We start from the raw sequence: 12,548 nt of genomic DNA on the forward strand, positions 1-12,548 counted from the left end.
GCAGGTTAGCATTTGCTAACTTTTTCTGATAGAAAGGAGGAATTTTATGACACCAATATTATGGGCTGCCGGAGGAACCGGCTTTACATTTTTGATGACAACACTGGGAGCTTCGGTTGTATTTTTCTTCCGTAAGGAAGTAAACCAATCAGTCCAGAGAGTCTTTCTTGGATTTGCGGCAGGCGTTATGATTGCAGCATCTGTCTGGTCTTTGCTCATACCTGCCATAGAAGAGGCGGAAGCAAAGGGCGGTATTGGCTGGATTCCTGCTGCCGGTGGATTTTTACTGGGCGTACTGTTTTTAATTGTACTGGATTCCTATCTGCCTCATCTTCATCCAGATATGAGCAGTCCCGGAGTGAATAAAGCGGAAGGCGTTTCGTCTTCCTGGAAACGAACCACACTGTTAGTCATGGCTGTTACACTTCATAACATTCCGGAAGGTATGGCAGTCGGTCTGGCCTTTGCTCTTGCAGCGCAGCACGGAGGTGATCCTGCGCTTTATACCTCAGCCATGGCTCTTGCCATAGGAATTGGTATTCAGAACTTTCCAGAAGGTGCTGCCATCTCCCTTCCCCTGAGACAGGAAGGGCTGTCTGCAAAAAAGGCATTTATAAAAGGAAGTTTGTCCGGAATCGTGGAACCTGTTTTTGGGATTCTTACCGTTATTGTTGCTGGAAGCATTGCACCACTAATGCCATGGCTATTGTCTTTTGCCGCAGGAGCCATGATGTATGTTGTAGTAGAAGAGCTGATTCCGGAGGCTCACTTAGGCGAGCATTCTAATGTAGGAACGCTGGGCGTTATGGCTGGATTTCTTGTTATGATGATTCTGGACGTTTCTTTAGGCTAAAAAACAGACCCTGGAAGGTTTTCACCAACCAGGGTCCATTCTATTAAAACGATTCGTTTTCCGTTTCTTTTCTGTCGCAGTACAGGTGGAAGCGCTCCACAAGCTGCTCTAAGTATGCCGCCTGACTGGACATCTCCTCGCTGGCTGCTGCACTCTCCTCTGCGGTAGCAGAATTGGTCTGTACCACTGCGGCAATCTGATTAACCCTGCCGGATACATTCTCCACTGACTCTGCCTGTTTTTCCGATGCCAGGGTGATGCGGTTAACCGTATCCACTACCTGATCCATGGTATCTCTCACCACATTCAGTGAGCGGGAAGTCTGCTCCGCAATACCCATTCCCTTTTCCACCGTGCTCACAGAGTTTTCAATTAAAACAGCCGTATTCTTGCTGGCTTCCGCACTCTTGCTTGCTAAGTTTCTTACTTCATCTGCTACCACTGCAAATCCTTTTCCTGCTTCACCTGCTCTTGCAGCTTCTACGGCTGCATTTAAAGCAAGAATATTGGTCTGAAATGCAATATCCTCAATTGCTTTCATTATCTTTCCTATCTCCTGGGATGACTGGCTGATCTCCCTCATGGCATCATTCATGGATACCATATGATGATTGCTTTCTTCTACTTCTGCCTGGGCCTGCTCCGTAAGAGAATTGGCCTTCTTTGCATGATCTGCATTGTCCCGGATCTGCTCTGAAATATGAGAAATCGCTCCTGTCAGATCCTCTAACGCAGTTGCCTGTTCCGTGGATCCCTGTGACAGCAGCTGAGCCGCATCAGAAACCTGATCAGAACTGACATCAACCTGGGCACTGGCTTCGTGTATATCTCCCAGTGTACTGTTAAAGCTCTTTAATATGGTAACAAAGGAGCTTTTAATTTCTGAAAAATCACCTACAAAATCAGTAATCTGATCTCGCGGCACCGTTAAGTCTCCCTTGGACAGCCGTAAAAGAATGGATGATATTTCTGAAATATAAGCATCCAGAGTCTTCATGGTAAGGCGGAGGTTTTCTGCCAGACCACCCAGTTCATCACGGGACTGGTATGTAATATAACGGACTGCCTTTAAATCTCCGTTTGCCATCTCCTTTGCCGCCAGATCCAGTTCCTTCAGTGGCTTTAAAATAGATTTTGAGAAAAAGTACCCCGTAACGCCGCATATTACAATGGTCATTACCATAGCCATGATACCTGCCATGAGATACAGGTTACTGGATCTGTTTGCTGCTCCCACAAACCCTTGCGCATCCTTTGCCACAAGATCACCCAGATTCACAGCCTGAGACCTGACCTCTTCAAACTTTGGTTCGTAAGCACTTTTTACAAGACTTCTTGCTTCATCAAGCTTTCCGCCCGAAGTCAGACTTAGTACACTCTCTCTGATCTTTGATGTCTCTGCAATACCAGCCTGTATTTTTGCCAGTATATCCTTTTCTTCCTGAGTTCTTAACTTCTGCCCCAGTTCTGCTACTGCTTGTTCGATCTCCTTACTATCCTGATCCATAACAGTCCTAGCTTCCTCAGTTGCTGAATTAAGATCAGTCTTTTTTTCGCTGGTCAGGCGGTAAAGGGCCATCTGACTGTCTAACAGTCCGCGGCGGATCTCCCATGTGTTCTGGGCTGCCGAATATGGCTTGTCATATAGATCCTGGGCATTGCCCGCAATCTTTTTCATGCCCATCAAAAGGCCAGAAAAGGCAAGTATTCCAAACACAATAATCATACCAAAAGCAGCAAAAACCTTGGCTCTTATCTTTAGATTCCTAAACACTACAACTCCTCCATAATCTATTTACCCTGTTATTTACAGGTTTTGTACTGTTTACTATAGCACCAATCAAATTCACCGTCAACCGCAGTACTTCCAATAAAATCCATATTTTTGGATAATTTTTCATACAAAAAAAGATACCCTTACAGCACTATCTGCCGTTCCCGGGTATCTTTTTTATAACTGTAATTTCCTGTCAGATCTCATATTTATGCTTGGTACGCAGTCTTGCCAGAGATCTGGCTAAGGATGCTTCAAAATGATGATGCTCCTGCAGGCTCTTGCCCTGTCTTAACTGTTCCTCGGCTCTCTCTCTGGCTTCTTCCGCACGGCGTTCATCAATATCCTGAGGAAGCTCTGCCGTATCCACCAGAAGAGTCACACGGTTGTTAACAATCTGAACAAATCCGTTTCCGACAACGGCGTGAATCCATTCTCCGTCTTCGTTCATCAGTCTCATCTCTCCGATGGCAACAGCAATTACCATATCTTCATGATGAGGCAGAACTGCTTTTTCACCATCTTCAAGAGGAATGATTAACTTTTGGCACAGTCCTTTGTAAAAAACCTTATCACTGGCAAGCACCTGAAGGAAAAATGTACTTGTACTCACTGGCAGCACCTCCAAGTTAAGCCTGTAATGTCCTGGCCTTTTCTATTACTTCGTCAATAGTTCCCACATTAAAGAACGCAGCTTCCGGATACTGATCCATCTCACCGTCGACGATTGCTTTAAATCCGCGGACAGTCTCCTTTAAAGGAACATACTTTCCTGTGATTCCGGTAAAGTTTTCTGCAACGGAGAAAGGCTGGGATAAGAATTTCTGAATCTTTCTGGCACGATAAACAGTGGTCTTATCGTCATCACCCAGTTCTTCCATACCAAGAATTGCAATAATATCCTGAAGCTCTTTGTATTTCTGAAGAAGCTCTTGTACTTTACGTGCTACTTCATAATGCTCTTCCCCAACTACATCAGGCTCTAAGATACGGGAGTTGGATTCCAGAGGATCAACCGCCGGATAAATACCCTGTTCCACAATCTTTCTGGATAAAACCGTAGTTGCATCCAGGTGGGCAAATGTAGTTGCCGGAGCGGGATCAGTCAGGTCATCAGCAGGAACATAAACAGCCTGTACCGAAGTAACAGAACCATTTCTTGTTGATGTAATTCTCTCCTGCAGCTCACCCATCTCAGTAGCCAGCGTCGGCTGATAACCAACCGCAGAAGGCATACGTCCAAGAAGGGCAGAAACCTCAGAACCAGCCTGTGTAAAACGGAAAATATTATCAATGAATAAAAGCACGTTTTTATGCTCCTCATCACGGAAATATTCCGCCATGGTAAGTCCTGTTTCAGCAACACGCATACGTGCGCCCGGCGGCTCGTTCATCTGTCCGAATACCAGGGCAGTCTTTGCAATAACGCCGGATTCTCCCATTTCAGTCCATAAGTCATTACCTTCACGGGAACGCTCTCCAACACCAGTAAAAATGGAATATCCACCGTGTTCTGTTGCGATATTATGAATCAGCTCCTGAATTAAAACGGTTTTACCAACACCAGCACCTCCGAACAAACCAACCTTACCACCCTTCGCGTAGGGAGCAAGAAGGTCGATTACCTTAATACCTGTCTCCAGGATTTCAGCTACCGGACTCTGTTCTTCAAATGGAGGGGGATCTCTGTGAATGACCCACTTAGGACCATCCTTTAACTCTTCTCCATTATCAATGGTATCACCAAGAACGTTAAATAAACGTCCTAAAGTCTGCTCGCCAACAGGAACTTTAATTCCTTCTCCCGTAGCGGTTACTTCCATATCCTTGCACAGACCTTCGCTGGAAGCCAGCATAATGCAACGGACTGTACTGTTACCCATGTGCTGGGCAACTTCCATTACGCAGCGTTTCCCGTCATTATCCACCTCAAGGGCGTCCTTGATGCAGGGAAGGTCGCTGCCCTCTAAAAATTCCACATCTACTACAGGTCCTAAGACCTGAACAATTTTGCCTTTATTCATAATCTGTTACTCACAGTCGTGAGGACTCCTCCTCTCTCAATTTATGGAAAATACGATATAGCCTAAGCCTTTTTCTGTTTCTTCTTCTGTGCCTTCGCACCGCTGATTACCTCGGTAATTTCCTGGGTAATTGCGGCCTGCCGCACCCGGTTATAAGTAATTGCCAGGCCGTCAAGCATCTCCTGGGCACTTTTTGTAGCCGCCTGCATTGCCATCATTCTGGAGTTCTGCTCGCTGGAATAAGATTCCACCAGTCCTCCATAAATAAATCCTGCAATATAGTTAGGCACAATTGCGTCAATTACTGCCTTGGGAGACGGCTTCATGGTGATTTCCTCTAAATGGACATTTAACGGAATACTCTGTCCGGTGCGGTTCTTGGGAATCGGCAGAAGCTGCCGTATTTCGGCTTCCATTTTCATCGCATTGACCATTCTGGTATAGATCATATACACTTCATCAAGTTTCCCTGACAGAAAATAATCAACAATCTTCTCTTCAATAATTCTTGCACGGCTCATGTTGGGTTTTTGTACTGTATAGCGGAAATCCTGTTCCACCGGTATTCCTTTTTTAGAAAAATACTGCTGTCCCAGATCACCTACTACAAACAGGGTGGGGTTTCCACCCTTGTCAATCTGTTCCTGTGCCAGTTTAAAAACATTGTGATTATAAGCACCTGCAAGACCCTTATCTGCTGTTACTACGATATATCCGATTTTACGATCCTCTTTTTTGATCTCTGGCCGGGTATCTAAATACTGGTCATCAATGTCGGGCGTATGCCTTATGATTCGGTCAATGGTTCTTTGCAGCCCGTAAAAATAAGGCTCCGTATCAGTCAGGGCTTTTCTGGCCCTTTTTAACTTTGACGAGGAAATGGTATACATCGCATTGGTTATTTTCATGGTACTCTTGATACTGTTCATCCTGCTTTGTATTTCTCTCGCATTTGCCATATCTTACACCCGTTTCTGTTTAAATTCTGCGACCCCGTCAAGAATCTTCTGTTTCAGCTCATCAGATAATGCCTTGGTTTCCTCAATCTCTTTGACAATCTCCGGATGAACACTCTCAAAGAAATCAAGTAAGTTTCTCTGGAATTCTTTCATCTTGGGAACTTCTACATCGAGTAAAAGGCGGTTATTGGCTGTTAACAGACTGATTACCTGCTCATGAAGACTTAATGGGTGGCATAATGGCTGCTTTAACAGTTCCGTTAAACCTCTTCCGAACTGAATCTGTTCCTTGGTAGCTGCATCAAGATCTGAACTGAACTGGGTAAATACCTCCATCTCACGGCACTGTGCCAGATCGATACGAATACTTCCTGCTGCTTTCTTCATTGCTTTTGTCTGAGCTGCACCGCCTACACGGGATACAGAAAGACCAACGTTAACTGCAGGTCTCATACCGGAGAAAAAGAGGTCACTCTCTAAAAAGATCTGTCCATCTGTAATAGAAATAACGTTTGTCGGGATATAGGCAGATACGTCTCCAGCCTGTGTCTCAATAATGGGAAGAGCTGTAATGGATCCGCCTCCCAGTTCTTCCTTTAAGCGGCTGGAACGCTCTAACAGCCTGGAGTGAAGATAGAAAACATCACCTGGGTACGCTTCACGTCCTGGAGAACGCTCAAGAAGCAGAGATAATGCACGGTATGCAACCGCATGCTTGGAAAGATCATCATATACAATCAGTACATCTTTGCCTTTATACATGAAATGCTCAGCAAGTGCTGTTCCTGAGTAAGGTGCAATATACTGCAGGGGAGCCGGCTCACTTGCAGTGGAAGACACTACTATTGTGTAATCCATAGCGCCATAATGAGTCAGAGTATTTACAAGCTTTGCAACTGTAGATGCCTTCTGGCCAACTGCCACGTAAACACAGATTACATCTTTGCCTTTCTGGTTTAAGATAGCGTCTACTGCAATTGAAGTTTTACCTGTCTGACGGTCACCGATGATTAACTCTCTCTGACCACGTCCGATTGGGAACATGGAGTCAATGGCAAGAATTCCGGTTTCCATAGGAACGGATACGCTCTTTCTGTCGATGATACCAGGTGCCTCATTTTCAATTGGACGGAAATCATCAGAAGGAATCTCTCCCTTTCCATCAATCGGTGCTCCCAGTGCATTTACGACTCTGCCCACAAACTGATCGCCAACCGGAATTCCGGCACGTCTTTTTGTCCTTGTAACCTTGCAGCCTTCCTTTATATCGCGGTCTGAACCAAAGAGAATACAGCCGATATCTTCTCTTCTGATATCCTGAACCATTCCCTTGACACCGTTATCAAATATAACAATTTCACCGTACATTGCATGGTCAATTCCGTATACCGTTGCAATGCCGTCTCCTACGCTTAAGACAGTTCCCACTTCCTGGTCTCTGGCATGAGCGTCATAATCCTTAATTTCACTTCTCAATATAGAAATAATTTCATCTGAATTGATGGAAGCCACGTTTTTCACCTCCGCATTATATTTTGTTCTAATTGTTTCAGACGTCCCTTTAAACTCCAGTCAGTCTCCACATCTCCCACACGGAGGATGAATCCACCGATTAAACCAGGGTCTTCGATCATGCAGAGTCTTACTTCCTTTTTCGCATATTTCCTGCAAAGCATGGTCTTAATCTCACGGATCTGTTCTTCATCTGGTTTTGTTACATAATAAAGCGTTGCTTCTAAAATGCCCGCTTCTTTACAAACTTTGGATCGCCAGGCTTCAAATATTTCATCTGCAAGATCCATATCACGGCGATCAACCAGCACCTTAAAAAAGATTCTGATCGATTCGTCAAATACCCGCTCAATAACCCGGTGTTTGCTGGTTTTGGGAACCACAGGGCTGTTTAAGACACGCTTAAGCTCCGGCACTGTTTTAAGCGCCAGAGCCGCATCCTCTATCACCTTCTCGGGAAGGGAGAGTTCATACAGCACCTGCCCGTAATTAATTGCTGCCTGCGTCATGGGAATCACCTGCTTCTGCTAAAAATGAATCATAAAGCGCCTGATTTGCTTTCGCGTTTGTTTCCTGGCCAACTACCTTGGCTGCTGCCGCAATCACCAGACCTGCAATCTGGGCTTTTGCTTCACGCATTGCTTTTTCCTGATCGGCTTCTGTCTTTTTCTGTGCTTCGCTGATCACGCGTCCCGCATCTTCCTGTGCATCCTTTAAGATCCTGTCATACTGGGCTTTCGCCTGGATTTTCGCTTCCTCAATCAGTTTAGCGCCCTCTTCTCCGGAAGCGGCCAGTTTTTCTTCATACTGCTTTTTCAAAACTGCTGCCTGCCCTTCCGAAGACCTTGCATTGCTGATGCTCTGCTCAATCATCGTTTGCCGTTTATTAATGACATTCATAACCGGCTGAATCAGGAAATGCCTCAGCAGAAAATACAGGACGATGAGATTCACGATATTCCACACAAAGTTCATATCCAGTCTAAGCATCTGTATCGCCTGCCTTTCTAATATTTTTTTCCATGTACATTCTGTCGGTATAAATTATTTAAGGAATAAAATGATAAGAATGGCTACAACGAAACCATAAATAGCGGTTGCCTCTGCAAGTGCACAACCAAGTAACAGCATTTTGCTGATCTTGCCTTCTGCCTCAGGCTGTCTTGCAATAGCGTCTGTTGCTTTTGATGTTGCGATACCGATACCGATTCCTGCTCCTAAACCTGTAAATACTGCGATTCCTGCTCCAATTGCTGCAAACATAATTATTTCTCCTTTTTCATCAATAGTTTTATTCTAATGCTTCTTTCATAAATAGACCTGTTAAAAATACAAATACGTATGCCTGAATCAATCCGTCAAAAATGTCAAAATACATGGTGAACGGAATTGGTACGATAAAACCCGCCACCTGCTTGATCAGTTCCATTACTACGAATGATCCCAAAACATTACCGAATAATCGCATACACAGCGACAATGGTCTGATAAATAGTTCCATGACATTCATTGGGGTCAACAGCGGCATTGGCTCTGCAAATGCCTTCAGAAAACCTTTTCCCCCTTTTTTATGAAAACCGGAGTATTCAATCAGCACAATGCTCATAACCGCAAGTGCAGCCGTGGAATTTAAATCCTTGGTGGGAGGCTTAAATCCAATGATGCCGATTAAGTTCGCCACTGCAATATAAATTGCCACAGATATCAGATAAGGGATATAACGTTTCCCTTCCTCACCGATCAGACTTTCAAAGAAATTGTAAAGCCCGCCGATGGCCATCTCAAGCACCTGCTGTTTCTTTCCAGGGTTCTCAACCTGTAGATTTCTAACCAGGATGATGGAAAGGACAGTCAATGCCAACATGATAACCCATGTCACCACTACGGACTCAGCGATTGGAATGCCGCCGAATATGGGAATGGTAAAGACCGTTTCGCAGTTCAGTTCCTCTAATAACTTCTCTGCCAGCTCCTCCGTAATGCTCACTTCCTTTCTTAGAGACTGTTTTTTCTCCTTTATGGTTCCCGATTCACAATATTGTACGCGTAAATATACAATGTTGCTCAGGTATACCGTGTATCATACTTTCATCTGCAAAAATTGTCAACTTTTTGACTGATTCATAACATCTTATTAATGCGCACAATTGTTTGAACATTTGGAACAATTTTGACTCCCTAAAATCTAAAATTATTATTAATTTTTTAACCTAAAATGTAAACAAATTGTAAAGTTAGTCTCTTTAAGCAAATTTTTCTAGGTTTTATGTAGAATTTTTTTCTAATATTTTGTGTAAATTGCCATGTATTTTTTTTGATTTTTTTAATTCATCGTCATAAGTAACTAACGATCGTCCAAATATAGTATTTAAGATGGATAAAAACCCAACTACCAATTTACTGTACTAAAGTGACGCTATCAAAACACACAAATGCTCCCACGTATAGAAATATAAATTTGATTCTCTCTCTTCTTATTAAAATGGATTAGAAATTGGAAGATACAGGAAAAGAAAATATAAAATGCTATTTTTTCAAAAAGGAGCACTAGCTGTTAAGACAAGTATTACATAATCTTTACCGTAATATTCTTGTTTAAATTTAATTTATCCAATAATATAAATTCATCACATTGTGAACGGAATAAGGAGCATTGTTATGGACGACAAGCAGCGGCTATTAAACAGAATTTTAGAAGGCCGGCATTTGACACCGGTATTCCAGCCAATTGTTTCCCTTGTAGATGGAAAAACCTACGGATATGAAGCATTAAGCCGAATTTCTCAAAAAGAACTGGAAATGAATATTGAGGAGATGTTTCTAACAGCATTTAAACATAATAAGTCCTGGGAACTGGAAACTCTGTGCAGGGTAAAAGCACTGGAACATTCCATACATATGGAGCGGGGTAAAAAGCTATTTCTCAATGTAAACTGTAATATTATTTATGATAACGCCTTTCGGGAAGGCTTCACCAAAGCATACCTTAATAAATTCGGTTTAAATTCCAATGACATCATTTTTGAAATAACAGAACGTGTATCTATATTGGATACCCATGCCTTTACATCTGCAGTTGAGCATTATCAAAAGCAAAACTACGGAATTGCAATTGATGATGTGGGCGCCGGTTACTCTGGACTTAATATAATTGCAAATGCCAGACCTGATTTAATAAAGCTTGACATGAATATGATCAGAGATGTACATAAGGATGAAACAAAACAGTTACTGATTAAGGCACTGTCTGAATTCGGGAAAAATGCAGGTATACTTGTAATTGCAGAAGGAGTTGAAACGGAATCAGAATTGGAAACACTGGTTAGTCTGGGAGTCGGTTATGGCCAGGGCTTCTTTTTAGGCTGCCCCGATCCGGATTTTAAAGATATTTCCAAAGATAAGGCTGATTTAATCAGACGCTGTCAGGCAAAAAATTACATCAGGAAAAACATAGCTTCGCTTTATCCTATGGCCGGGTATCTGTCACGTTCAGGGCATACTTTTTTCCCACAGGAAAAGGCTCTCAGAATATATGAAGAACTTCAAAATGATCCCTCAATTACGGAATTTACAGTGACAGAAGGCGGAGCCGCCATTGGTTTTATGACCAGAAATTCCTTAATCGAAAAATTCGGAGGAAGATATGGTTTCAGCCTTAACTCCAAAAGAAGCATACAGCAGCTGACCAGCAAAAATTTTCTCAGTGTAAATTACGATATGCCCGTGAACCAGGTTTCCAAGCTTGCCATGCAAAGACATTATGATCAGCTTTATAACCCAATTGTTGTGGAAAAAGAAGGGATGTACTGGGGAATTGTGACCATCAAAGATCTTCTAGAAGCCTGTACAAAGGTAGAGGTAGATACCGCCATGCACTCAAATCCACTGACAGGATTACCCGGCAACCTGTTAATTGACCAGGAGATCCTGTACAGGGTATTAAATGATTCTCCCTATTGTATTATATATTTTGATATTGATAACTTCAAATCTTATAATGACGCATACAGTTTTCAATCTGGTGATATGATGCTGATGCTTCTCGCAGATATCCTGAAAAAAGCCGCCTCCAGAAATGAGTTTATTGGCCATATCGGAGGTGATGATTTTATTGTAATCTGCGATTACCATGAAGCAGAGATCTATTGTGAAAAAGTAATTGAGTGCTTTTCTCATCGCGTTTCTTCTCTATACCATAAAGATGATATGGATCGGGGTTATATCATATCAAAAAACAGGAGGGGAATCACAGAAGAATTTCCAATCGCAAGCCTGTCCGTGGCAGGAATCTCAAACCGGATCAAGACTTATAAGGATATGGATGCTTTCTCGGCAGATATTGCTGAGCTTAAAAAGAAATGTAAAAGACAGAATGGAAGCTATTACGAAATAGAATAAATGTAAGACTTCTCCTTTCATACACCCTATAATAAGATAATTATGTATAAAAACACTTAAGAGAGAGGATACTGCCAGGCTGAAGGAGAAAAATGAAGTTTTATCTTTAGTTATGGGATTATCAGTAGTACAGTTACAAGGAAGGGAAAATGAGAATGAATGTATTTAAAGAACTTTTTTTATCAATTTATGATTTTAAAATCTATAAGGAATTTATTAAAAACAAACGCCGGAAAGTATTCTTGGCTGGGTTTGTTCTTATGGTATTGTATTTTTCACTGACCATGATAATTCCATTTTAAGATTTCAGTTTAAAACAGGAGGGTTTGTAAAAATTATAGAAGACTATATTCCTGATTTTAAATTGAGCGAAGGAACGCTTTGGGTTGAGAAGCCGGTCGAATATGAAGAAGGCGGTATGTATGTATACATAAACAACTCTCCGGATACCTCTTTTTATGATGCTGATGAGATCGGAGAATATATCTCAGACTATTATCAGGTAATCCTGATGGATTCACAAAAGGTTATTGTAAAGAACAAAGGCGAAATCAAAGGAAGTTACTTTTCCGATTTTGATTTTAATTTTAGCAGGGATTAGCTACAGCAGTGGGTACCCAGGGCCTATCTGATTGTTATAGCTTTTATGGTTCTGGCGTTTATATTTATGACGGGGTTGTTTTTCTTTGGTGTACTGGTGATTGCCCTTATTGGAATGATAGTCACCTCCTGTTTGAAGTACCGTCTTACCTTTGGACAATTGTACCAGATATCAGTTTATGCCAGAACACTTCCATTATTGCTTAACGCAATTGTATCCTTCCTGCCGTTTTCCATACCGATGTTTGGTATTATTAATTTTGGAATTTCCGTGCTGTTCCTTGTAGTTGCCATTCAGAAAATGAAAGAATCTGATCTGGCAAAACCCATAGAAATAGTTTCAGAACAAAGTGATTATTTTAGATAAAAGCTAAATGAGCAGCCTACGATCAGAGCGGGATTTGAGGTGCATATTTTTAATCGCAACT

The 12,548-nt window shown here is 42.3% G+C and carries 13 protein-coding genes; 4 read left to right on the plus strand and 9 right to left on the minus strand.

The window, feature by feature from the left end; all coding sequences use genetic code 11:
* The first annotated feature begins 46 nt into the window (after positions 1 to 46).
* Complete coding sequence (locus ACOAOT_RS20825) at positions 47 to 853, plus strand: ZIP family metal transporter (RefSeq protein ID WP_420218713.1); 807 nt, start codon at positions 47 to 49, stop codon at positions 851 to 853.
* A 43-nt stretch (positions 854 to 896) separates the two neighbouring features.
* Here the strand turns inward: ACOAOT_RS20825 and ACOAOT_RS20830 are convergent, their stop codons facing one another.
* The 9 genes from ACOAOT_RS20830 to ACOAOT_RS20870 all read right to left on the minus strand — a co-directional run bounded on the left by ACOAOT_RS20830 (position 897) and on the right by ACOAOT_RS20870 (position 9,109).
* Positions 897 to 2,627 carry a methyl-accepting chemotaxis protein gene (locus ACOAOT_RS20830; RefSeq protein ID WP_420218714.1) on the minus strand — a complete coding sequence of 577 codons (1,731 nt, stop codon included), beginning with the start codon at positions 2,625 to 2,627 and terminating at the stop codon, positions 897 to 899.
* 196 nt (positions 2,628 to 2,823) lie between these two features.
* Positions 2,824 to 3,240 (minus strand): ATP synthase F1 subunit epsilon, encoded by a 417-nt coding sequence (gene atpC, locus ACOAOT_RS20835; protein WP_420218715.1) that lies wholly within the window; start codon positions 3,238 to 3,240, stop codon positions 2,824 to 2,826.
* A gap of 16 nt (positions 3,241 to 3,256) precedes the next feature.
* Positions 3,257 to 4,651, minus strand: a complete 1,395-nt coding sequence (gene atpD, locus ACOAOT_RS20840; protein ID WP_104433330.1) for a F0F1 ATP synthase subunit beta — start codon at positions 4,649 to 4,651, stop codon at positions 3,257 to 3,259.
* A 62-nt stretch (positions 4,652 to 4,713) separates the two neighbouring features.
* Complete coding sequence (atpG, locus tag ACOAOT_RS20845; protein WP_420218716.1) at positions 4,714 to 5,610, minus strand: ATP synthase F1 subunit gamma; 897 nt, start codon at positions 5,608 to 5,610, stop codon at positions 4,714 to 4,716.
* A 3-nt stretch (positions 5,611 to 5,613) separates the two neighbouring features.
* A complete protein-coding gene (atpA, locus tag ACOAOT_RS20850; protein WP_420218717.1) occupies positions 5,614 to 7,122 on the minus strand; it encodes a F0F1 ATP synthase subunit alpha in 1,509 nt (502 codons plus the stop codon).
* 5 nt (positions 7,123 to 7,127) lie between these two features.
* Positions 7,128 to 7,631, minus strand: a complete 504-nt coding sequence (gene atpH, locus ACOAOT_RS20855; RefSeq protein ID WP_420218718.1) for an ATP synthase F1 subunit delta — start codon at positions 7,629 to 7,631, stop codon at positions 7,128 to 7,130.
* Positions 7,612 to 8,112, minus strand: a complete 501-nt coding sequence (gene atpF, locus ACOAOT_RS20860; protein WP_420218719.1) for a F0F1 ATP synthase subunit B — start codon at positions 8,110 to 8,112, stop codon at positions 7,612 to 7,614. The genes atpH and atpF overlap by 20 nt, the downstream gene beginning before the upstream one ends.
* A gap of 54 nt (positions 8,113 to 8,166) precedes the next feature.
* Positions 8,167 to 8,385, minus strand: coding sequence for an ATP synthase F0 subunit C (gene atpE, locus ACOAOT_RS20865; RefSeq protein WP_097005478.1), 219 nt, complete (start codon positions 8,383 to 8,385; stop codon positions 8,167 to 8,169).
* 28 nt (positions 8,386 to 8,413) lie between these two features.
* Entirely contained in the window at positions 8,414 to 9,109 is a 696-nt protein-coding gene (locus tag ACOAOT_RS20870) for a F0F1 ATP synthase subunit A (protein WP_349672366.1), read from the minus strand.
* Positions 9,110 to 9,780: 671 nt separating this feature from the next.
* Between ACOAOT_RS20870 and ACOAOT_RS20875 the strand changes: the two genes are divergently transcribed.
* The 3 genes from ACOAOT_RS20875 (at position 9,781) to ACOAOT_RS20885 (ending at position 12,487) form a co-directional block, all read left to right on the plus strand.
* The gene (locus tag ACOAOT_RS20875; RefSeq protein ID WP_420218720.1) at positions 9,781 to 11,520 is read left to right on the plus strand and encodes a GGDEF domain-containing protein; all 1,740 of its coding nucleotides are present in this window, start codon (positions 9,781 to 9,783) and stop codon (positions 11,518 to 11,520) included.
* A gap of 418 nt (positions 11,521 to 11,938) precedes the next feature.
* Positions 11,939 to 12,121, plus strand: coding sequence for a hypothetical protein (locus tag ACOAOT_RS20880; protein WP_420218721.1), 183 nt, complete (start codon positions 11,939 to 11,941; stop codon positions 12,119 to 12,121).
* 66 nt (positions 12,122 to 12,187) lie between these two features.
* Positions 12,188 to 12,487 carry a DUF1189 family protein gene (locus tag ACOAOT_RS20885; protein ID WP_420218722.1) on the plus strand — a complete coding sequence of 100 codons (300 nt, stop codon included), beginning with the start codon at positions 12,188 to 12,190 and terminating at the stop codon, positions 12,485 to 12,487.
* The last annotated feature ends 61 nt before the right edge of the window (positions 12,488 to 12,548 follow it).

Source organism: Lacrimispora struthionigena (genome assembly GCF_048627165.1).
GTDB lineage: Bacteria > Bacillota > Clostridia > Lachnospirales > Lachnospiraceae > Lacrimispora.

Bases quoted from the DNA above. Each gene is read 5' to 3' on its own strand.
- ACOAOT_RS20825 (WP_420218713.1), top strand. From the start codon at position 47: ATGACACCAATATTATGGGCTGCCGGAGGAACCGGCTTTACATTTTTG.
- ACOAOT_RS20880 (WP_420218721.1), top strand. From the start codon at position 11,939: ATGTATGTATACATAAACAACTCTCCGGATACCTCTTTTTATGATGCT.
- ACOAOT_RS20885 (WP_420218722.1), top strand. From the start codon at position 12,188: ATGACGGGGTTGTTTTTCTTTGGTGTACTGGTGATTGCCCTTATTGGA.
- atpH (WP_420218718.1), bottom strand. From the start codon at position 7,631: ATGACGCAGGCAGCAATTAATTACGGGCAGGTGCTGTATGAACTCTCC.
- atpD (WP_104433330.1), bottom strand. From the start codon at position 4,651: ATGAATAAAGGCAAAATTGTTCAGGTCTTAGGACCTGTAGTAGATGTG.
- ACOAOT_RS20875 (WP_420218720.1), top strand. From the start codon at position 9,781: ATGGACGACAAGCAGCGGCTATTAAACAGAATTTTAGAAGGCCGGCAT.
- atpF (WP_420218719.1), bottom strand. From the start codon at position 8,112: ATGCTTAGACTGGATATGAACTTTGTGTGGAATATCGTGAATCTCATC.
- atpG (WP_420218716.1), bottom strand. From the start codon at position 5,610: ATGGCAAATGCGAGAGAAATACAAAGCAGGATGAACAGTATCAAGAGT.
- atpE (WP_097005478.1), bottom strand. From the start codon at position 8,385: ATGTTTGCAGCAATTGGAGCAGGAATCGCAGTATTTACAGGTTTAGGA.